The organism is Coleofasciculus sp. C1-SOL-03 (assembly GCF_040220555.1).
In the GTDB taxonomy this organism is placed as follows: Bacteria; Cyanobacteriota; Cyanobacteriia; order Cyanobacteriales; family Coleofasciculaceae; genus Coleofasciculus.
Window position 1 is genome coordinate 39,311 of the sequence record NZ_JAVJUO010000058.1, and the last position, 21,670, is coordinate 60,980.

Annotated in this window: 13 protein-coding genes; 8 read left to right on the top strand and 5 right to left on the bottom strand. The window is 47.8% G+C overall.

Annotation, left to right across the window (positions count from 1 at the left end; genetic code table 11):
- Positions 1–218: 218 nt before the first annotated feature.
- The gene (locus RIE73_RS08420) at positions 219–2,843 is read right to left on the bottom strand and encodes a CHAT domain-containing protein (RefSeq protein ID WP_446400761.1); all 2,625 of its coding nucleotides are present in this window, start codon (positions 2,841–2,843) and stop codon (positions 219–221) included.
- Positions 2,844–3,934: 1,091 nt separating this feature from the next.
- Here RIE73_RS08420 and RIE73_RS08425 point away from each other — a divergent pair.
- Positions 3,935–8,584, top strand: coding sequence for a two-partner secretion domain-containing protein (locus tag RIE73_RS08425; RefSeq protein ID WP_446400762.1), 4,650 nt, complete (start codon positions 3,935–3,937; stop codon positions 8,582–8,584).
- Between the two features lie 856 nt (positions 8,585–9,440).
- On the opposite strand, the gene RIE73_RS08430 is transcribed toward RIE73_RS08425, so the two are convergent.
- Positions 9,441–9,767 carry a type II toxin-antitoxin system RelE family toxin gene (locus RIE73_RS08430; RefSeq protein ID WP_446400763.1) on the bottom strand — a complete coding sequence of 109 codons (327 nt, stop codon included), beginning with the start codon at positions 9,765–9,767 and terminating at the stop codon, positions 9,441–9,443.
- A complete protein-coding gene (locus RIE73_RS08435; RefSeq protein WP_446400764.1) occupies positions 9,760–10,029 on the bottom strand; it encodes a hypothetical protein in 270 nt (89 codons plus the stop codon). Before RIE73_RS08435 ends, RIE73_RS08430 begins: the two co-directional genes overlap by 8 nt.
- A gap of 468 nt (positions 10,030–10,497) precedes the next feature.
- Here RIE73_RS08435 and RIE73_RS08440 point away from each other — a divergent pair, with 468 nt between their 5' ends.
- A complete protein-coding gene (locus tag RIE73_RS08440; protein ID WP_446400765.1) occupies positions 10,498–10,758 on the top strand; it encodes a DUF4278 domain-containing protein in 261 nt (86 codons plus the stop codon).
- Here the strand turns inward: RIE73_RS08440 and RIE73_RS08445 are convergent.
- Positions 10,734–10,889, bottom strand: coding sequence for a hypothetical protein (locus RIE73_RS08445; protein WP_446400766.1), 156 nt, complete (start codon positions 10,887–10,889; stop codon positions 10,734–10,736). The genes RIE73_RS08440 and RIE73_RS08445 overlap by 25 nt on opposite strands.
- Positions 10,890–10,982: 93 nt before the next feature.
- On the opposite strand from RIE73_RS08445, the gene RIE73_RS08450 reads away from it, so the two are divergent.
- Entirely contained in the window at positions 10,983–11,420 is a 438-nt protein-coding gene (locus RIE73_RS08450) for a helix-turn-helix transcriptional regulator (protein WP_446400767.1), read from the top strand.
- A gap of 64 nt (positions 11,421–11,484) precedes the next feature.
- A complete protein-coding gene (locus tag RIE73_RS08455; protein WP_446400768.1) occupies positions 11,485–11,796 on the top strand; it encodes a hypothetical protein in 312 nt (103 codons plus the stop codon).
- Between the two features lie 49 nt (positions 11,797–11,845).
- Here the strand turns inward: RIE73_RS08455 and RIE73_RS08460 are convergent, their stop codons facing one another.
- Positions 11,846–12,079, bottom strand: a complete 234-nt coding sequence (locus tag RIE73_RS08460; RefSeq protein ID WP_446400769.1) for a transposase — start codon at positions 12,077–12,079, stop codon at positions 11,846–11,848.
- Positions 12,080–12,118: 39 nt separating this feature from the next.
- On the opposite strand from RIE73_RS08460, the gene RIE73_RS08465 reads away from it, so the two are divergent.
- The 4 genes from RIE73_RS08465 (at position 12,119) to RIE73_RS08480 (ending at position 21,634) form a co-directional block, all read left to right on the top strand.
- Positions 12,119–13,531, top strand: a complete 1,413-nt coding sequence (locus RIE73_RS08465) for an IS200/IS605 family accessory protein TnpB-related protein (protein ID WP_446400770.1) — start codon at positions 12,119–12,121, stop codon at positions 13,529–13,531.
- Between the two features lie 33 nt (positions 13,532–13,564).
- A complete protein-coding gene (locus RIE73_RS08470) occupies positions 13,565–16,597 on the top strand; it encodes a HEAT repeat domain-containing protein (protein ID WP_446400771.1) in 3,033 nt (1,010 codons plus the stop codon).
- Positions 16,598–17,190: 593 nt separating this feature from the next.
- A complete protein-coding gene (locus RIE73_RS08475; protein WP_446400772.1) occupies positions 17,191–17,415 on the top strand; it encodes a hypothetical protein in 225 nt (74 codons plus the stop codon).
- Positions 17,416–17,641: 226 nt separating this feature from the next.
- The gene (locus RIE73_RS08480) at positions 17,642–21,634 is read left to right on the top strand and encodes a beta-ketoacyl synthase N-terminal-like domain-containing protein (protein WP_446400773.1); all 3,993 of its coding nucleotides are present in this window, start codon (positions 17,642–17,644) and stop codon (positions 21,632–21,634) included.
- The last annotated feature ends 36 nt before the right edge of the window (positions 21,635–21,670 follow it).

The window sequence follows — 21,670 nt, forward strand, 5'->3', positions numbered from 1 at the left end:
GTCCATTTAAACGGATTTAAGCTCTTAGCAAAGAACTTGAGTTATATCATGTCCGTTCAAACAGTCATTATTCCCTTTTACCTTGCAACCTTCCTCCTTCCCTTGGAGCCTTCTGCCTTCTGCCCTCTGCCTTGTCTGTACCGATAGTGTAAGTATTCCACCGGACCTGATATTATTGGCTGATGCTGGAACTTACTGCTCAAGATGCAAGACCTCAGTTATAACCAATTGCCAATCAGAATAAAAGCCGCCCAATAAGCCGGATGAGTCGTTCTTCCCCCAGCTTCAATTAACGAAATTTGAGCTATGCGAAGTGCCTCGGCTTTACTGATGCTAGAATCGCGTAAGTTGGCATAAAAATCCGTGGCAATTTGGGCAGTTGTGGCATCATCAATAAACCAAAGAGAAGCTAAAGCACTTCTGGCACCAGCTTGCACCGCGACACCCGCTAAACCTAAGGCGGCGCGGTCATCTCCAGCAGCAGTTTGGCAGGCGGTTAGGGTGAGGAGTTCTACGGGTTCAGAACGGCGGGAAACTGTCCGCAGCTTTCTATCCAGTTCGGTAATGGTGAGTTTTTCATTGTTTCCTGTGACGATAAATGTGTTTTCGGGATCACCACCAAATTCACCGTGGGTGGCGATATGTAGGATGGGGTAAACGGTTTGGTTTAATTCCTGTTGTAAGCGAGTTGATGTGAAGTCTTCATCTAGTAATCCTTTACTTCTAGGGAGTAGTGTTTTTACCTGATTAATTTCCCAGGAAACATTCGGTAAAGGGGGAAATTCGCGACCATCGATAATCGCGGATTGGGTTAATCCTAAGGCTAATGCTAGGAGGTCTTGGCGGTTGAGGGTTTTGGGGTCAGTCAGGGTTAGGGTTGGTGTAGTGGCAATGGCATAGTTTTGGACTAAGAATTTCTCGCCATCGTGGAGGGCTGCCATGGGGATACTGCGTAGGATACCATCTTGAATGAAGACTAGGGTTTTGATGTTGGCTTGGTCTAAATCGGTGGCAAAGGGGCGAATAATCCAGTCGTACAGTTTCTGGGCGGGTTGGGGGTTATAGGTTCTAAAAAAGCTTTCGAGTCCGCGACGAAAGGTATTGATGTCTTGTCTGAGGGTTTCGCGGTCAATATTAATCCAGGTGAGTCGTTTTTCACCGTTGGGAAAACTGGCAATAATGGCGGTGCGGTCTGGTAAAATGATCGAACTAAAGACAGCAGTGGCGGTGTTTTCTCCGACTAAATCCACTCGTTCTTGGTTGAAGGCGGTTAAGACACAATCGCCGCCGAAATAGTCTTGAAGTTCGGCTAGTTTGAGGGAGTCAACGGTGTTGAGAACCGAGGTGAGGGTTTTGGTTTTCTCAGCCGGTGGGGTTGAGGAGAGGGAGGCGCGTTCTAATCTGAGTTCGATGAGTTGTCGGTAAAGGGGATCAACGGTATCGCGAAAGTCGAATTGGATGTCGCGATTGGCGAGGAGAATATCACCTCGGATACTTTCTAAGGTTGCGATCGCGCGATCATACGTTTCAATGGCTTGAGTTGGGTTTCCTTGGGCATTATACAGGCGTGCGGCTTGCCATTCCCACAGATAGAGGCTATCTTTGGCTAGCAGGTCTTGGTCGGCGGCTAATCGGGCTTGTTGGGTCAAGTCTAGGGCTTGGGAGTAGTTTTGACGACATTCATAGAAATGACCGAGTTCACCGAGGGCAAAGGATTGGGCGCGATTGTCTTGGAGGCGTTGGGCGATGGCGACGGCTTGTTGCAGGAGGTGTAAGGTTTGGCTGGGGGATTCTGGGGTGACGCATTGGGTTGTCGCGTTTGTGTCTCCTTGAGTCAGGACGTGGGCTAAATCGATCGCCCCATAGACTTTATCACGGGAATCGGGTAGGGTTTCTAGGAGGGAGAGGGCTTGTTTGAGGGTGTGGCGGGTAGACTGGGTGCGGTATTCTGGAGTAATGGCATTGAGGAGCGATCGCAGTTGTCCCAGGGGATTGTTCTGGGTTTGGGCGAGGTTGAGGCTGGTTTGAAAGACGGTGAGGGCTTCGCTGTCGTAGTTTAATGCTTGTTTTTTGAGTTTATCGGCTTCGATGGTATCGCCGCGAATGGTTGCAGAGTTGGCGCGGCGATAATGGATATTGGCAAGGCTGAGGTAGGTATTTCCCAAACGAGTTAGGGTTGAGGTTTGATAGGCGATATTACCCATTTCTGTTGCCAAATTTAAGCTGGCTTGCAGATAGGTGAGGGCGCTTTTGTAGTCGCCTCGTCGCCGCAACGCTTCACCTAAACTCCCTAAGGCGGCGGCTTCGGTGAGTTTGTCTTGGCTGGTACGGGCAAGGGTTAAAGCGCTATCAGGGGTACAGTCGTTCGGGGAGGGATTACATAAAAGTGCGATCGCGGTTCTGGATTGTCCTATATTAGTATAAGTTTGGGCTTTTTCCACGAGAAGCCGCGCTACTTGGGGGGTATCAGCGATTTGGCGATAATAGGCGATCGCATTTTCCCAATAGGTGAGGGCTTTTTCGCTTTGGTTCAGGTGTTGATAGGCGCGGGCGAGGTTTTCTTGAACAATGGCGGCGCTGGCGGGGTTATTGGTGTTTTGGTAGTGGGTTAAGGCGGTTTGCCAAGGTTCGATGGCGCCGTAAACATCACCATTTTTGTAGCGTTGGATACCTTGTTCGACGAGTTGATTAGGATTAAGGGTTTGGGCGGTGGCGATGGGGCTAAATTTGAGGGGGGTAAGGGTAAAGGAAACCTGACTTAGACTCAAACTGAAAGTGAGACTGCACAGGAATAGAACCAGGAGAAAGGGGCGGATTTGGAATCGGCGGTGTTGGCTTTTCATTTCGTTTGTAGTTGCGCTTTAGCGCCATAAACGTTGAAACACTCACAACAAATACGTAAGAAGCCTTGAACTCAAGTTCAGGCTAAAAGCTTAAACCCGTTGAAACGGGTTCAAAGCCTTCAATTTAGCTTACTTTAGCTTACTTTAGCTTTCAGCCGGAAATTGATTTCCCGGCGTCCACGTTGAAACCCTCACGACAAACACCTAAGAAGCCCTGAACTCAAGTTCGGGCTAAAAGCTTAAACCCGTTGAAACGGGTTCAAAGCCTTCAATTTAGCTTACTTTAGCTTACTTTAGCTTTCAGCCGGAAATTGATTTCCCGGCGTCCAAGTCAGTGACCATCGGATTAACTTTATTCTAGTCAGTTTCCGCTTGTTCTCCAATTGAATTAATTTTTGTTACTAAAACTTGCTTTTTTTCCTCCTCGTTTGCCTCGTTCCCAATTCTTAGAAGGGAATGAGCTTAGGGAGACTCCGCCTCTTATAATAACCACTCTTCGAGAGCATTTCCTAGAGGGATGCTGGAACCGAGAAAGAGCAAAACAGTAACAAAAGCTACAAAAACCCCTGGAATAACCCAGGGCGACTTTTGTCGAGAGGTTATCGATAGATACCATTCCCGATTGTTCCAGACATTTCCGACAACAACTGGAACAAGGGTTCTTCCTGTCGCCATGCAGTTTTCAGCAATACCCCTGGCGTAATTGTGCAACCCGCTTGTCAGAATTCGGCAATCCAGATTGCACTTAAGTGCATCACAGGTTCCATCACGTTCTGGTATTTTGGTAAACAAGGCTAGAAAACTATCAAATTTACTGGCATAATTGGTATCGAAACTTGGGGTTTGCCAAGATATTATTCAGGGGCATTTTGTCATATTTGATACCAAATTTACGATTAGGTTGGAATTCAGACGTAGCATCCCGCTTTTGCCAGATTCGTAGGGGCGCACCGACGTGCGCCCTGACACCGACGTGCGCCCTGACACCGACGTGCGCCCTGACACCGACGTGCGCCCTGACACCGACGTGCGTCTGATCAACATCAAAACCGGATGGCTTAATTCATTACTGTTCTCAGGAGACGTTTGCCATGATGAAAATAAACAAGTTGGGTGGGCGTTGGCAGTCGTTTATCATTGGCACTGTCGGATTAATCGGCACACTGGTAACCGGGGGAAATGAGGGAGTCTTCGCCCAGGTGATACCGGATGATACCCTGGGGGCGGAAAATTCCGTGGTTACCCCCGATGTGATGATTCGGGAAATACTCAGTGACAGAATTGATGGGGGCGCCACTCGCGGCGCGAATCTGTTTCACAGTTTTTTGGAGTTTAATATTGGGGAAGGGAGAGGGGTTTATTTTGCTAATCCGGATGGGATTGAAAATATCCTGTCACGGGTTACGGGGGATAATGTCTCGACTATATTGGGCAGGTTAGGGGTTTTAGGTGAAGCGAATCTATTTTTACTCAATCCCAATGGGATTTTATTTGGTGAAAATGCCAGTTTAGATATAGAAGGTTCCTTTGTCGCCACCACAGCGTCGGGGATAGAGTTGGGTGAGGATGGGGTTTTTAGTGCCACTCAACCTCGCAGTAGTCGTTTACTCTCGGTAAGTCCTGGGGCGCTATTTTATAATGCTGTAGAAGCGGCGGGGGGTAAGATTACTAATCGGGGGAATTTAACCACGGGACGAAATCTGACCTTAGATGGGGAGACTCTGGATTTACAGGGACAGTTGCGTTCGGGGAGGGATTTAACTCTACAGGCACAGGATACGGTAACGATACGGGATAGTCAAACCAATCCGTTTATTGCTGCGGCTGGGGTAAATCTGCTGGTAACGGGAAATCAAGGGATTGATATTTTTGCCTTGAATCATCCGGATTCGGGGTTGTTTTCCGGTGGGGATATAGTGTTGCGAAGTGCGGCTGATGTGGGCGGCGATGCACATTATTGGAGTGGGGGGAGTTTTCGGATTGAACAGTTGGATGGGAATTTGGGGAATTTATCTAGTCCCCATGACCCAATTATTCGAGCTAGCGGAGATGTATTTATCAATGCCTATCGAGGAGCTTCTCTGCACATTTTGGCGGGAGGTAAAGTAGAGATTCCCGGCTCTGTCTGGATTCAAGGTGCAGATCCGGACAATGGTTTAGTAGAGAGGGTAGATTTAGCAGATGGAACCACTTTATCTATTGATGGAAGAAGCGAACCTACCCTGGATATTCGCACTGGAGTCAACTCTGATGTAATCGGTGGACCACTTCTAACTGGTAACGGCACTTTTATTGCGCCCGCATATGCCACTCCTAGCCCATTGAGTTCAGATATCAACATCGGCACAATTGTATTTGCTGATGCTGCTTCAGTTCCCTTGGCAGGAAGAGTCTTGTTAACAAATCAGTATCAGCCTAACTCCTTATTGAGTGGAGATATTGAAGTTACACAGACTCTAGAGGGAGGGTGGGGAGCAATTTATATGAATGGGGGAGCGGGAAATCCCTCAGTTGTCATAAACTCTCGCGGCGGTATTACACTCGACGGTCCGGTAAGAACCTCTTCAAGTTTTGGTGATGGAGGAGCGATCGCTCTAACCGCTTTTGACAATATTACAACAGGCGACCTCAATTCTTTCTCCCGTGGTTCTGGCAATGGCGGGGATATCACTATTACTAGTGACACAGGAACGGTTTTAGTTAATGGCGGCGTGATTAATAGCCAGAACTATGGAACAGGGGAAGGCGGCAATATCGATATCACTGCTAGAGCTGGTTCAATCTTCTTGAGGAATGGTGCTCGACTGAGTTCCAGTACCTTTGGACGAGGAAATGCAGGCAATGTAAATATAGTCGCTGGCGATACAGTCTCCTTTAATCGTGGTTTTGTCTTCAGCACAGTAGCACAGGAAGCCGTAGGTCAAGGTGGCGACATCAACATTACTACCGAGTCGCTTTCTGTCAGCAATAATGCTCAACTGAATGCCAGCACTTTTGGTCAGGGAAATTCCGGAAGTGTAACCATTAACGCCAGCGATACCGTCTCCGTGGATAATTCTAGTACTATCAGAAGTCTTGTTGGTCCCGGAGGAATGGGTGACAGTGGCGGTATCAATATTAACACTAGATCCCTGTTGGTTACTGGTGGTGCTGAACTCAACAGCAGCGTCACGATTGAGGGACAAGGGAGAGCAGGGGACATAGTGATCGATGCCGAAGATAGCGTCACCTTTGATAACGGTTTTGCAAGAAGTCGGTTGGAAAAAGGAGGAGTAGGCAGGGGTGGTGACATCCGCATCACCACTGGGTCACTTTCTTTGACTGGTATTCCTCCAGAGGTTGCCGACGCTAGAATCGGTCAACTGGTTACTGCCACTTTTGGAGAGGGGGATGCGGGCAATGTAATCATAGAGGCTAGTGGTACTGTCACCTTAGATGGTAGAGGCAGCGATATATTCACCCTTGTGGCTCAAGATAGAGGAGTGGGCAATGGTGGTGACATTATTATCGACAGTGAGTCGCTTTCAGTAACCAATGAAGCTCGACTGGTTTCTAGTGTAGAAAACCGTGGAAATGGGGGTGATATTATTATCGACAGTGAGTCGCTCTCAGTAACCAATGAAGCTCGACTGGTTTCTGGTGTGGGGGGCCGTGGAGATGCAGGCAATATCTACGTCAATGCTGATGTTGTTGATATCTCAGGCAGTGTTCCCAGTAGTGGATTACCCACCGGGTTATTTACCAGTACCTATACCACTTCTGACGCTGGCGATATTGTCATTGATACTCGAACCTTCCGAATTGCAGATGGAGCAGCTTTAAGTGCAAGCAGCAAAGGGGATGGGCAGGGAGGCGATATCACAGTGAATGCCACTAGCACATTTGAGGCGACGGCTGGCGGACAATTGACAACAACAACCTTTGCTCAGGGACAAGCTGGCAATATTTTTGTCAACGCAATAGACCGAGTGACGATTTCTGGTAGCGACCCGAATTATGCCAACCGCATTGCCAAATTTCCAAATCCAATCAGTGGATTGGTTGCCAACGCTATCACAGAAACAAGACCTAATAGTGGATTATTTGCCAATACAGAAATTGACTCTACTGGCAACGGCGGCAATATAGAAATTGTCACAACTAACTTCAACTTAACCGATAACGCTCAAATCTCTGCTTCCACTTCCGGTAGTGGTAAGGGAGGAAGCCTAACTGTCACTGCACCCGAAGCCGTAACCATTGGCGGTAATGGTCAACTTTCGGTGGAAACCACGGGTGATGGTGCTGCTGGCAACCTATCCATTGACACCCAGCGACTCAATCTTTCTGATAGCGCCTCTATCTCCGCCTCCACCTCCTCCACCAATCCCTCTGGAGTCGGTGGTAATCTTACCATCAACGCCACTGAATCCTTCAACCTCACCAACCAAGCCAGTTTACTCGCCCAATCTACAGACGCCGCCAAAGCTGGCAACGTCACCATTAACACCGAACAACTAACCGCCGAAAACGGTTCCATCACCACCAGCGCCACTGCCACCAGCTTAGGAGAAGGTGGTAGTATTAATGTCAATGCCTCTCAAATCAACCTCAAAGGCACAGAAATAGGCTTATTAGCCGAAACCGAAGGCGTCGCCCCCGCTGGTGCCTTAACCCTGCAACCCTTTGAAAATGGACAGAATTTAACCATTAACCTTCAAGATAACGCCAAAATCTCCGCTGCCACTTCTGGTAGTGGTGAAGGAGGAAGCTTAAGCGTCACCGCACCGGAATCTATCACCATTCGCGGACAAGGACAACTCTCCGTAGAAACCACAGGCGATGGTGCCGCCGGAAATCTCACCATTGATACCCAAAATCTCACCATTACCGACGGCGCAACGATATCCGCTTCCACCGACTCCGCCAACCCAGACGGCTTAGGCGGTAGCCTCACCATCAACGCCAGCGAATCCTTCACCCTCACCAACCAAGCCCGTTTACTCGCCCAATCAACAGGTGTCGCCCCGGCTGGCACTATCACAGTAGACACGGGACAACTCACCGCCAACAATGGCTCAATTGAAACCTCCGCAACTCAATCAGCCGGCGGTGCGATTACCATCACGGCTTCCGACATCCGCCTATTTGGTGACAGTGACATCAGAACCGATGTCGCCTATGGAGTCGGCGGTGGCGGTAATATTACCCTAACTGCTGACACCATCCTGGCATTTGCCGATAGCGATATCCTGGCATTCGCCCAAGATGGCAAAGGCGGCGATATCACCTTTAATACTCCCGTATTCTTCGGTTTTGCCTATGCTCCCGCCCCCAAAGGCACTGATCCTGATACCCTGGATCATAATGACCGAGTGGATATTAATGCCACGGGTGCTGTGGAAGGCGTGATTACCCTACCCGACGACAGCGCGGTTCGCAACAGCCTCACCCCCTTATCGACTAATCAAATCGACACCGACAAACTGATTGCTGAAAGTTGCATCGCCCGTCGCCATGAACCGCAACGGGGTAGCTTCTTTATTACGGGTACGGGGGGTATCCCGTTTCGTCCTGGGGATCTTTACGATACACCCTATCAGACCGGGACCGTGAGGTCAATTCCCCCTGCGGGAGATGGGGAAGAATCTTCATCCTCAACTCGTCGCCCTTGGAAAATCGGTGATCCGATTATTGAACCCACGGGGATATATCGATTAGCCAATGGGGAGTTGATCATGGGTCGTTTATGTGGGGAGTAACGGTAAAAAGGTAGTGGTTGGGCGCACCTGATTTGATGAATTCCGAAACGTAGGGGCGCACCGACGTGCGCCCAACACGCCCCGTGCGCCCAACACACCGACGTGCGCCCAACACACCGACGTGCACCCAACACACCGACGTGCGCCCAACACGCCCCGTGCGCCCAACACACCGACGTGCGCCCAACACGCCCCGTGCGCCCGATTCAATGGTCAAATCTGTTCCACAATTTTGGCTGTGTCATAGCAAATAAATACCCGCTGAAGAGAACTAGATTAGGGCACGATAGTATCGTGCCCCTACCGAATCAATTATCCCTAAGCTGTACCCTATTATCTATCTCCGGCTAAATTTCACCAGAGGTTAAATTAGGGGGATAGGTAACTTTATCCAATCACAATTTATCACATTATGGTATTCCCCAATCGGATGAGGGCGCACGTCGGTACGCCCCTACATCTTATGTGTATTTGGATAATCCAACCCACCCTGATTGCACCGCCACAAACATCCTTCCCCAATTTTTAACTGCCCAACTTCTCCAAACATTAATACTTGCGATCGCTCCTTCCCAAAACCTAGTGTTCAAGGTGCGTTACGCTGCGCTAACACACCCTACAAATAGAGGTTTTGCGTATTAATTGGCAGTTTTCGGCATCTCTTATATTAGCCCTGTCTGGGGCTGGAAATTCACGCCTTCACCATTCAACCCCAAACCAAAACAAGGGGTTCAAAGTCGCGCCTCATCTCGATGATAGCTGCTACCCATTCTGTTCGCGATCGCTAAAACTACAACCGGCTTCTCAACCCCAGAAAACAGCTTGAGCAACGCCAGCAACTGGGCAAACAGGTAAGCTATTCTTCATCTTCAGTCACCTCAGCGAGCAACTCAAGCAAATCATCATACTGATAGGGAGGGCGCTTACGAATGGCTAAAATTGTCAGTAACTGTAATTCTTCTTCAAGTGTATACAAAATTCGCCAAGATTCTATCCTAATGCGGTATAGCTCAATATTTAAAGATAGTTCACCTCCCAGTTTAGTTATATCCATTCGTTTACTATTGTGAGGTCGCGGCTCCTCTTTCAACGCCTTGAGTAGACCAATTACTCGCTGGCGCATATTACCAGGTAGTTCCCGAACCTCTCGACGTGCTTGGCTAGTTACTTCAACGTTATACAAGACCATCTCCAATCAATTCCTGCTCTAAAGCATCCAGAGAAATTGTCTCTACCTTTCCGTCTGCTCGCTTTTGCAGCCACTCTTGGAAAATAGCAATATCCTCTCGCTCTTCCAATTGCTCTACTAATTCTTTCCAAGATGCTAACAATGTCTCCCAAACTTCCACTGGGACAATGACATCCGTCTTTTTTCCCTGAGAATCGGCAACATATTTGATCTCCGACAGAGCTTCTATAATTGTCATTACGCCTTGCCATTCCATTAATTCTACCTCTTAATTTTATCCCACATTCCCCAGGTCAAATCATACTATGCCAAGGAGTACGCTTATCCTGGGTAGCTTGGTAACTCAATACCTTCATGATTTTGCAGTAAACCAAGAAGTCGGGGATCTGGAGTAGCGTAAGCTGATCTCAATTCTCCGATTGATCCCCCTGTCGCCCCTGCTTTTCGCTCTAAGTTGACACATAAGACGTCGGTGCGTCCCTACATCTTATGTGTAATAGATAGTTCCATTGAACAAGAATCTCGCCAATTGTACCTATGGCAATTACTCACCCCAATCCTGGGATTGGCAGTTTTCGGCAAAGTCAATGACAGGATTTTGCCATAGCGTTGTCTAGTTCTGACCATCAACTTGGCAGAAACTGTGAATGCATCGCTTCGTTTCTTTCCGTATCGTATTAATTAAAGAGCAAATTTTTAGCTATTCCCAGGAGAAACTAAGCCAATGCAACTCTGTTATCGTGGCGTTCCTTACTCTAAAAATCCCACTGCAATTCCCAGCACTGAATCCGCAACGGTTGGCAACTATCGAGGGAAGCCTTGGCGCAAACCTATCCTGAAAGACACCCTTTCTGTGGAAGGAATTCGACAACTCAAGTATCGCGGCATCTCTTATATTAGCCCTGTCTGGGGTTGGAAATCCCCGCTTTCACCATTAAATTCCAACCCAAAACAAGGGGTTCAAAGTCGCGCCTCATCTCGATGATAGCCGCCACCCATTCCGTTCGCGATCGCTAAAACTACAACCTGCTTCTCAACCCCAGAAAACAGATTGACCAACGCCAGCAACTGGGTAAACAGGTAAGCGATTCGGCATTTAATCCTTAATGTCAACAACTGCCAAATCTTTGTAATGGGAGAGATGCTCGCTACCCATTGCCAATTTAAATAGTCCTAGACTGCAAATTAAAGAACAGGAGTAGGTTTCTCATGAAAACCATTCTGATCATTGAAAATGACACCCAAACCCGAACTATTGTTAGAGAATTTACGGCTCATACCTCTTCATCAACACACCAATCCTTCGTCTTTCCCTGCATCCCCCAACTCAGTGAATGCTTTAACTTTATCGAAGCCAATTATCACCAACAAATTAGCCTGCGCGATGTCGCCCAAGCTGTGGGTTACTCTCCCGCTTACTTAACCGACTTAGTGCGACGCCAGACGGGACAATCAGTATGTCGCTGGATTATTCAGCGGCGCATGGCAGAAGCCCGTCGCTTACTCTTGGTAACCCGTCAATCCGTACAAGCGATCGCGGAAGCTGTGGGCTATTTCGATACTAGCTATTTTATTCGACAGTTTCGCCAACTTAACGGCATACCACCTCAAGCCTGGAGAAAAGCGCATCAATCCCATGGCAAATAGTATCGACTGACTTCTGATTAGGTTTTAGACGTTCAATAGTTTACCTTTAATTCATTGCTCTACCATGGAAAAATCCAAACGACCTCATGCTTCAGGGATTACACCCAATCCCTTCCGAGCCAAATCTGGCGATCGCGTGGTTGTCAGCGACACCCCTAGTAATCATGGCAGCCCCCCACAAAATCAGATATCATTACCAGCAAGGCTTCAGTCGAACCAAGGACGACGTTTCATGGGAAAAAAAGCCTTGACAACCCAATTCGCGATCGCCACCACTATCCTCTGTCTTATACCCCTATTCGGAGTAACCCGTAATACTGGGGCGCAAGAACCAACCAAGGCGGAAATTGCATCAGAAATTGAACGAAATAGTTGAGCGCAGTCCCCATCTAGAATCTTCGATTTAGATGGGGTTAGCGAGACATTCATGACAGGTCGCTTTCTCCCTTAAATTCCACCAACTCGCCATCCCATTTAGGCAAGGTTTCCCTAAATATTTCTTTGAGTCTATCAATCATCGCACGGAAACAAGTTCTATTCCTGAACTTGGTGACAAGGACAAGATGAGCAATTAGCACAAAGGCTGAATGGGAGCGGGTTTTAAGCCGGGTTGTCGTCAGAGAAATAAATACAGAGCTAAGTTGACAACTAGATGACATTAGAGTAGCATGAGATTCATAAGAGCTGAGGTCGAGGCTATGGTTAAGAGGAAAGCTAAAAAGCGGACTAAGCGTAAAAAAGCCCAAAAAGAGCCAAACATCCGAACCGATGTCTGGCAATTGACAATGACGCAAGAACAACGCCAACTAGCGCTTCTTACCGTGGCTGAATACCGATACTTCCTGAAGCCCTTAGTACTAATTAGCTACGGGAATTGGGGCAACCTTTCTCAATTGACTAGCAAGGAAAGAGTTAATACTCTAGAAAAGCTGATTCATAAAACAGCGGACAACCTCAATCCAAAATACTATTGGTATTTCCAGAAAGCTATTGGTAATCATCCTTCATTCGGCAAGTTTCCCAGCTATCTAAGACGCGCCGCTATTCAAGATGCCTTGGGTATTGTTAGTAGCTTCGTTACTCGTTGGGATGCCTGGAAAAGGGGAAAAAGGAAGCATCGGTACGACAAGCCACCTAAGCTAACTTCAATGTGCAACAGCTATCCAGCGTTGTACAAAGGGCAGCAAATTAAATACTCTTCCAATTTCGCTTTTGTCGAGCTAAAAATTTGGAATGGTACTGACTGGGTTTGGATGGAAAAGATTCCAGTCAAAAAGCATGGGAAGAGTCGGCATACAAGAGAGGGAGCCAAGCCATTATCCCCCTTTTTTATTGCTAATAAGCGCCGTGTACATCTTTCCGTACCCGTTGAGATTAACCCTAAAGATCTACCCAATTCAGATTATGTTTGTGCTATTGATATTGGTATAAACACAACGGCAACCTGCTCAATAGTTGGCAAGGACGGTACTGTAAAAGCTAGGAAATTCATTAATCCTGCCAGAGACATAGACCGTCGTGACCAGCGGAAGCAGCGTATTGCTTTTCGGTCAAAACTAACTCGGAAGATTACCAACCAAGACTTACCCAAGGGTTTCTGCCAAGGCTTATATCGAAAGTCTAAAAACATCAACAAACACATTGCTCAAACCGTTTCGAGGCAGATTGTTGAGTTGGCCCAAAAACATAATGTTAATGTGATAGTGTTCGAGGACTTGTCTAACTGGAAAGCCAAAGGTGGAAAGCACGGTTCTTTGCAAAAACAGAGATTCCATCAATGGTGCAAAGACAAATTGGTTGAGTTAACGATTCAGAAATTCTCTGAGTTAGGAGGAAAAGTCAAGCTTGTTAACGCTAAATATACCAGTGCCTATGCCTTTGATGGTAGTGGCAAAATTAAGCGGAGCAACAAGAAGTACTCAATAGCAATATTCCCAAATGGGAAACGGTACAACGCTGACTTATCTGCTTCCTACAACATCGGCGCACGGTATTGGTACGCCATATTAACCAATAGTAAATTAACTAGGGTGTGGTCAGGCAAAAGTTCCTCTCACACGCTGCGAACGCCAGTGACACTCAGTACTCTTTGGGAGCTGAGTCAAGCCTAGCATAAGAATCCCCACTCAGAATCTTCGATTTGAGTGGGGTGCGTTCAAGCCCTACAGTCAGAGAATTTGCAAGTTCGCCAAGGTGCCGTTAATGCACTGGGAAGAATTGGAAAAGCAGCTATCCCGGATCTACTGGAAGGGTTAAAATCAGACAAAGAGCAAGTCCGTTGGAGTGCCGCGAATGGGTTAGGGAATATCGGTTCTCAAGCGAAAGATGCTGTTCCTGACTTAATCGTAGTGCTTAAAGACCCAGAGCCACGAGTTCGCAGCAGCGCCGCTGATGCGCTGGGAAGTATCGGTCATGATGCTCAAGAGGCTATTCCCGACTTGATAGAAACCCTCCAAGATACAGAGGCACGAGTACGCAGCAGTGCCGCTTCAGCACTGGGCAATATCGGTCATGATGCCAAAGACGCTGTTCCCGATTTGATCAAAGCTCTCCAAGACAAAGAGGCACGAGTACGCAGCAGTGCCGCTGATGGGTTAGGGGGCATTGGTGCTGATGCGAAAGAGGCGGTTCCAGATTTGATAGTAGCACTTCAAGATTCAGACAAAGACGTGCGTAGTTATGCGGCTTATGCTTTAGAAACCATTGGTCATGATGCGAAAGAGGCGGTTCCTGATTTAATCGCAACGCTCAAAGACGATAAGGAAGCGCAGGTGCGAAGCTGGGCGGCTGATGCGCTGGGAACCATTGGTGCTAAAGAAGCGGTTCCCCAATTGAGAGTAGCACTCAAAGAAGACAAAGAAGTACAGGTTCGTAGAAGTGCGGCTTGGGCTTTGCGTAACGTGGGTGTTGAGGCTAAAGAAGCTGTCCCCGACTTGCAAGCGGCTCTCACAGACTCCGATAAATATGTACGTGGCTATGCCGCTTATACTTTGGGGAAAATTGGTGCCAAGGCTAAAGATACTGTCCCCGACTTGAAAGCGGCACTTAAAGACTCAGAGAAGTACGTGCGCGGCGCCGCCGCTTATGGTTTGGGAGGTATCGGTGCTGATGCTAAAGAGACGATTCCAGACTTAAGAGCAATTCTCCAAGACAACGATGAGGATGTGCAGGTGCGTAGCTCTGCCGCTTATGGTTTGGGAGGTATCGGTGCTGATGCTAAAGAGACGATTCCAGACTTAAGAGCAATTCTCCAAGACAACAATGAGGATGTGCAGATGCGTAGTTCCGCTGCTTATGCTCTGGGCGATATTGGTGCTGAAGCCAAAGAGACAATCCCCGACTTAACAGCAGCGCTCGAAGACCCAGATAAGGATATTCGTAGCAATGCGGCTTCGGCTCTAAGACTGATGGCTGATAGCCTTCAGGACAACGTAAACACACTATCTCCGAAAGAATTAGCGTCTACAAGATCTGAATTGGAGAAAGCCCTAAAGATTCTAGAAGCTAATCAAACTGAGTTCTCAGAGGAAGAGACTAGCGCTGTACGTCGGGCGATCGCAGACCTGAAAGACCAACAAAACGCTCACTTTTCCAATTTTATTCGCCAGAATCCCTGGGCAATGGCAGTAATCGTCTACCTCATCTGTGTTCCATCCCTTTGGTCAATCCTCCTCTGGTTGCGCCCCTTGTGGTTGTTGAAACTCAATCAAATCCTGAAATACACCGATGTTATCGAATTACCCCCAAACCTAGGCGGTTTTAAGATATCGCTTCGCACGGCTCTGATGATCCAGTTTTTTCATTATCACCCCAGAGTCCTGGATGCCTGGGTCAAGGCACATATCCAATCCGCTCAAGCCGAATTTCAGGACAAAGAAACCGTCAAAAACCGCCAAGTCTATATTTCCATGCCCGTTACTCTCAATGGTAAAACCCTCCCCAATCTCACCGGTAAAGAATTACGCGCCACCTTTAAAAAACAACGAGACTGCTTACTCATCTGGGGAGAAGGAGGAGCCGGAAAAACTAGCCTCGCCTGTCAAATCGCTCGCTGGGCAATGTCAGAGGATGAAACTGAACGTCTGTGCAAACACCAGATGTTACCTGTACTCATTGAACAAGACCTCAATATTGAAGCCACCGATAAATCACCGCAATCCCTACTTTTGGACACCATTAATGGGCAGTTGCAAGACCTAATCGACATCGAAGAAAAAATACCCAATAAACTCCTGGAACGTCTGCTGCGACGTCGGCGGATTCTGGTGATTGTGGATCATCTCTCAGAAATGAATGAAGACACTCGCCGTGCTATCTGTCCGGCTCAGCCTGATTTCCCGATTAACAGTTTAATTGTCACTTCCCGATTTGAAGAAAAACTGGGTGGCGTGACGAAGACAAAAATTCAACCGATGCGAGTTGCTGGTAATCGCCTTTCCTCGTTTATGGAAGCTTACCTCACTCAACAGGGTAAGCGGGGTTTATTTGACGATGCAGAATACTTTGATGCCTGTCGGCAACTTTCCCTAATGGTGGGACAGCGTAATATTACTGTGCTACTGGCAAGGCTGTTTGCTGAACAGATGATTGCGGCTAAAGAAGGCACAGGTAAACAGGATTTACCCGACAATATTCCTGAATTAATGCTCTCATACTTAAATGAACTCAACCAAAATGTCGTCAGCGATACATTGGATAACTGCACAGTACAGAAAGATGCCAAAATCATCGCTTGGGAATGTCTAAGACTCAAATATCGACCCACACCAGCCAAACGCCAAGATGCCCTCAACGCCCTAGGAGGCGATGAACCCGAAATACACCTCAATCATCTTAAAGAACGTCTGGGTTTAATTCAAATTATTGGTCCGGCTCAAGATCAAGTCCGTTTTGCGGTTGATCCCATCGCCGAATATTTAGCGGGTTTGCACTTAGTTGATATTTACGGCAGCGATGAGCAAAAATGGCGCAATTTTTTAAACAAAGCCGACTATGTAGAAGGAACACCCGCTGCGATTCAAGGCTTCCTGCTGGCGGTGCGAGATTGTTGTCTGGCTCAAGCTGGAGTACCTAACTTTGTGGTGGAGGAATTGAATCAACGAACGGGTGTGGTTCCAACTGAGATTCAGATAGAGAGCCAGTCTATAACATTTCCCCAGCAGATACCATCCCATTAGAGTTGAGAGTTCAGATACAGCGCTTTTGGTAGTATTGCAACCGCCATAGCGGTTAGGACACATCTTATGGTAGAGACTCCTCCGCCGGAACGTCTGGAACAACAGTTTGTTTGTCTTAATCGATGTGTCTACTGCTATAAGTGAACACAGACAGATCCCCGACTTCTTTAAGAAGTCGGGGATCTCTTTACCTGCGATCGCTCCTTCCCCAAACCTGGTTCAAGGTGCGTTACGCTAAGCTAACACACCCTACCAATAAGTAGGTGGACATCATTTGAGATTAGGAAACAGGAAACAGGGAACAGGGAACAGGGAACAGTAAGAGTTTGAGCGCTATTTACTTACACTTAATACAGTACCGTTTTATGCCAGTCCGACTACTTATTGCCATAATACTTTATCATTCCTTGCCGATTCCAGCAATAAGATCTGTCCTTTCCGGCAATTAACTCATCCCACTTTAGCCATAAACTTGGCACAAAGAATAAATGCATACCCTTTTTTATTCCTTTATTATAGGAAAATCTAGGGAACAGACTCTAAACAACGTCTCCAAAACCCAGCATCTATTCTTTTAAGGTTAAGATTTTGACATGCTTTCTATCCATCATTTAGTCCAAACAGCTTTGAAACTTGGTTACCTGACTTTAACCGCTGAAGAGCAACTGCGGCAGCTTTTACAAACGAAGAAACATGACCCCGATGAACTCAACGCTTTCATGACTTTACAACAAGCCACAATGGAGGGTTACGTGCGACAAGAATCTCGCGAATTGTACCAATTGCAATTACTCTCTCACCGTCGGATCATCAGTTAAACCGCCTTTTCGCGATCGCACAAAGCGGCGGGATGGCGAAAAAATATCTAATTTTCCCCAAAAATATTTCTTGAACCCCGAAAGAGGGTTGTCTAAACTGGAAGTTAATTAGGTAGTCAATCAACGAGATTCTACAGGAGTTGAACCGATAAACACCAAGCTAACCCTCATAAACATCCCCTTCCTGTTTCAAATTTAATCCTCAATCAACCTGGAGATAAACACCGTGAAAAATAACACCTCTCTAGAGAAAGAACCAACTGATCCAACCCCTAACAATCCCCAAAAATGGCAGAGTCAACTACACCACACGCCAATTGCAATTATCGGCATGGCTTCGATTTTTCCCCAAGCGAGAAACTTACAGGAATATTGGCAGAATATTATTCACAAAACCGATGGCATCACTGATGTTCCTCCCTCCCGCTGGCATCTAGACGATTACTACGATCCCGATCCTACGGTTCCCGATAAAACCTATTCAAAGCGGGGCGGATTCATCCCCGACATTGCCTTTAATCCCTTGGAGTTTGGACTACCTCCTAATAGTCTAGAAGCCACAGATATTGCCCAATTACTCTCATTAGTTGTCGCCAAAGCCGCCATGGATGATGCGGGTTATGGTGAATCTCGCCCCTTTAGTCGAGAGCGCACTGGAGTCATTTTAGGTGTGGTTGGAGGCTCGATGCAACTCATTGTCCCCCTAACCACCCGATTACAATATCCGGTTTGGGAAAAGGTTCTCAAAAGTAGTGGACTCTCTGATACAGATACCCAGAAAATCATCGAGAAAATCAAACTCGCTTACGTGGGTTGGCAAGAAAATTCCTTTCCTGGCTGGCTTGCCAATGTGGTGGCTGGACGCATTGCCAATCGCTTGAATTTAGGCGGAATCAACTGTGTCGTAGACGCCGCCTGTGCTAGCTCACTCAGCGCTCTCAAAATGGCGATTAGTGAACTCGTTGAGGGGCGATGTGATTTAATGATTACTGGTGGAGTGGAAACAGATAACTCTATGCTAACGTATATGAGTTTCAGTAAAACACCCGCCTTTTCCAAAAAACAGCAATGCCGCCCCTTTGATGCCGATGCAGATGGGATGATGGCAAGTGAAGGGATCGGTATGGTTGTCCTCAAACGCCTCGCTGATGCTGAGCGTGATGGGGATAGAATTTACGCCGTGATCAAGGGAATTGGCACCTCGAGCGATGGTCGATATAAAAGTATTTACGCCCCACGCCCAGAAGGACAGGTGAACGCCTTGCGTCGGGCGTATCAAGATGCGGGTTGTCCGCCCTCCAGTGTGGGTTTAATTGAAGCCCATGGCACAGGAACGGTTGCTGGGGATTTGTGCGAGTTTACGGCTTTAAATCAGGTGTTTAGTGAAAACAATCCTCACCAACAACAGATTGCCCTAGGAAGTGTCAAATCCCAAATTGGACATGCCAAAGCGGCGGCGGGTGCGGCGAGTTTGATTAAAACAGCGTTGGCTCTCCATCATCAGGTCTTGCCACCGATGCTAAATGTGACTCAGCCTAATCCGAAGTTTGGCATTGAAACCTCACCATTTTACCTGAATACCCAGACTCGACCCTGGCTAAAGGGCAAATCAGGGACGCCGAGACGGGCGGGTGTGAGTGCGTTTGGCTTTGGCGGTACCAATTACCATGTTGTACTCGAAGAATATGAACAGGAACAATCGAGCGCCTATCGGTTACACACCGTTCCTCAGTCGATTTTACTATCAGCTCCAACTCCAGACCAGGTGTTGGCGACCTGTGAAACCGTGCGATCGCAGCTTGAGTCGGAAACAGGCGACCAGTATTATACCGCCCTGCTTGACTCCTGTAAATCCTTAGATGTTCCCATCACCGACGCCAGACTGGGATTTGTAGCGACATCTTTCGGCGAGGCTTGCCAATTGCTGCAAATTGCGATTCATCAGCTCAAAAACCAACCGCAAGCCCCATCCTGGGAACACCCCCGGGGCATCTACTATCGCCAAAATGGTATTCCTCTCCAAGGTAAAGTGGTGGCGCTGTTTCCGGGACAAGGAAGCCAATATCTGGAGATGGGGCGTCAACTGGCGATTAACTTTCCCCCCTTGCGCCAAGCCTATTCGGCTGTGGATGATCTGTTCCTTCACGAGGGTTTACCTCCCCTTTCCTCCGTCGTTTTCCCCTCTCCTGCCTTTGAGAGCCATCAAAAGACGGCTCAGATTGAAGCCTTGCAACAAACACAACAGGCTCAACCCGCCATTGGCGCTTTTAGCGTTGGTCTTTATAAAATTCTGCAACAAGCTGGATTCAAACCTGATTTCGTGGCGGGACATAGCTTTGGGGAACTGACGGCACTCTGGGCGGCTGAGGTGTTGAGTGATGCGGATTATTTTTATCTGATTAAAGCCAGAGGTCAAGCCATGGGTGCCACCACATCGGGTGCTGATTGTGATACCGGAACCATGCTGGCGGTGAATGGGGATGTTCGTAACATTCAGGACATGATCCGGGGGTTGTCCCATCTGAGTATTGCCAACTTTAATTCCCCCAATCAGGTGGTACTCTCAGGCGCAAAGCCCGAAATTGCCACCGTACAAGAAATTCTGAGCAAACGGGGCTATTCAGTTACGCCATTACCCGTATCCGCTGCCTTCCATACCCGTTTTGTTAGTCATGCTAGCCAACCCTTTGCAGAGGCGGTGCGATCGGTTACGTTTAATCCTCCTAAAATCCCCGTCTATGCCAATACCACAGGGGAACCTTACCCAATTGAGTCGGAGGCGATTCAGAATACCTTAGAAGCCCATCTACTCAAATCCGTTCTCTTTGAGCAAGAAATCGAGAATCTCTACGCCGCTGGCGGTTACTGTTTCGTGGAAATTGGTCCCCGGCAAATCCTGACTAATTTGGTCAAGAGTATTCTGGGCAATCGCCCTCATCTGGCGATCGCCCTGAACCCCAGTCGAGAGAAAGATAGCGACTTGCAACTGCGCCAAGCCTTACTCCAGTTGCGGGTAGCGGGTTTGCCGTTGCCAGACTTCGATCCCTATTCCCTTGAGCCGACATCCGTGGAAGCGGCGGGGAACAACCGTCAGATGAGTGTGATTCTCGGTGGCTGTAATTATATCACTCCAAAGACGAAAGCGGCTTTTGAACAAGCGCTCCAAGACGGTCACCGGATCGAGTCAAGTCTACATCAATCTGAGCCAATTCCTGCGGCTCAATCCATGGCGCCCAAAACTCCAACCCCTAACACCGATTTAACTGTAGCAGAACCTCCATTGGTTCGTCACAGGGAAATGATTTCATCCCCATCGCCTGAATTAATAACTGTCAACTTCAACTCCCATGAACTCCATACCCATGACAACCCGGTATCCGCTTCCTTTAATCCTTCGCCCTCCCTAACTGATGTAATGGACACCGAACCCCCACATTCGCCCCCAGATCGGGCAAATTTTGAAGATTCCACTGCTATTGTTCCTATAATCCACTCGAAAGATATGCTGCAACCTATTTCTCAATCCCCGGCTCATGCCCAGCATGGTATCACCCCCAGTCTAGAGAAGCTGTTGACGCAGTTTTACCATCATCAATCCGAAATTCTGCGAGTACATGAGCAATATCTGAACAATCAAGCTCAATGGTCTGTGACCTTTCTTCAGATGATACAGCAACCGGGTGTGATGTCAACCGATAATCACACCGAACCTCAGGGGAAGGAGGTTATGTCAGAGGTTGGATCAACTAACGGCAAACAGGGGATTTCCAATCATTCTGAGACAACAGCACTCAATTCTATACCCCAGACGACATTTCCCTCTGATGCAGCGATTGCTGAATCCCCGATTCGTTTAGCTGAACATCAAACCCAGAATCTAACTCCTGTAGCCGCCGAGTCTGATTTAAATGAGGGGGTTGTTTCTCCCCCAGCCGAGTCTCTGGAGACGGTTGAAGTCACCCCGTCGTTGTTGAATGTTGTCAGTGACAAAACCGGTTATCCCCCAGAGATGTTGGAACTGCAAATGGACTTAGAGGCAGATTTAGGCATCGATTCAATCAAACGGGTGGAAATTATCGGGGCGATGCAGGAATTATTCCCGGAGTTACCGAAGTTGAGTCCCGATGAACTGGCAGAACAGCGGACTCTGGGCAAGATCGCGGATTACCTGGGGACACAGATAGCTAGGGCTAAAAAAAAATGCCTTACCCCAGCCTAGCCACCGCCCACCCCTTTTAAATCACCGTATTCGGCG

What these genes read in the sequence shown, in the direction of transcription:
- RIE73_RS08455 (WP_446400768.1), top strand. Translation starts at nt 11,485, where the DNA reads ATGGAAAAATCCAAACGACCTCATGCTTCAGGGATTACACCCAATCCC.
- RIE73_RS08475 (WP_446400772.1), top strand. Translation starts at nt 17,191, where the DNA reads ATGCTTTCTATCCATCATTTAGTCCAAACAGCTTTGAAACTTGGTTAC.
- RIE73_RS08420 (WP_446400761.1), bottom strand. Translation starts at nt 2,843, where the DNA reads ATGAAAAGCCAACACCGCCGATTCCAAATCCGCCCCTTTCTCCTGGTT.
- RIE73_RS08460 (WP_446400769.1), bottom strand. Translation starts at nt 12,079, where the DNA reads ATGTCATCTAGTTGTCAACTTAGCTCTGTATTTATTTCTCTGACGACA.
- RIE73_RS08440 (WP_446400765.1), top strand. Translation starts at nt 10,498, where the DNA reads ATGCAACTCTGTTATCGTGGCGTTCCTTACTCTAAAAATCCCACTGCA.
- RIE73_RS08450 (WP_446400767.1), top strand. Translation starts at nt 10,983, where the DNA reads ATGAAAACCATTCTGATCATTGAAAATGACACCCAAACCCGAACTATT.
- RIE73_RS08425 (WP_446400762.1), top strand. Translation starts at nt 3,935, where the DNA reads ATGATGAAAATAAACAAGTTGGGTGGGCGTTGGCAGTCGTTTATCATT.
- RIE73_RS08435 (WP_446400764.1), bottom strand. Translation starts at nt 10,029, where the DNA reads ATGGAATGGCAAGGCGTAATGACAATTATAGAAGCTCTGTCGGAGATC.
- RIE73_RS08465 (WP_446400770.1), top strand. Translation starts at nt 12,119, where the DNA reads ATGGTTAAGAGGAAAGCTAAAAAGCGGACTAAGCGTAAAAAAGCCCAA.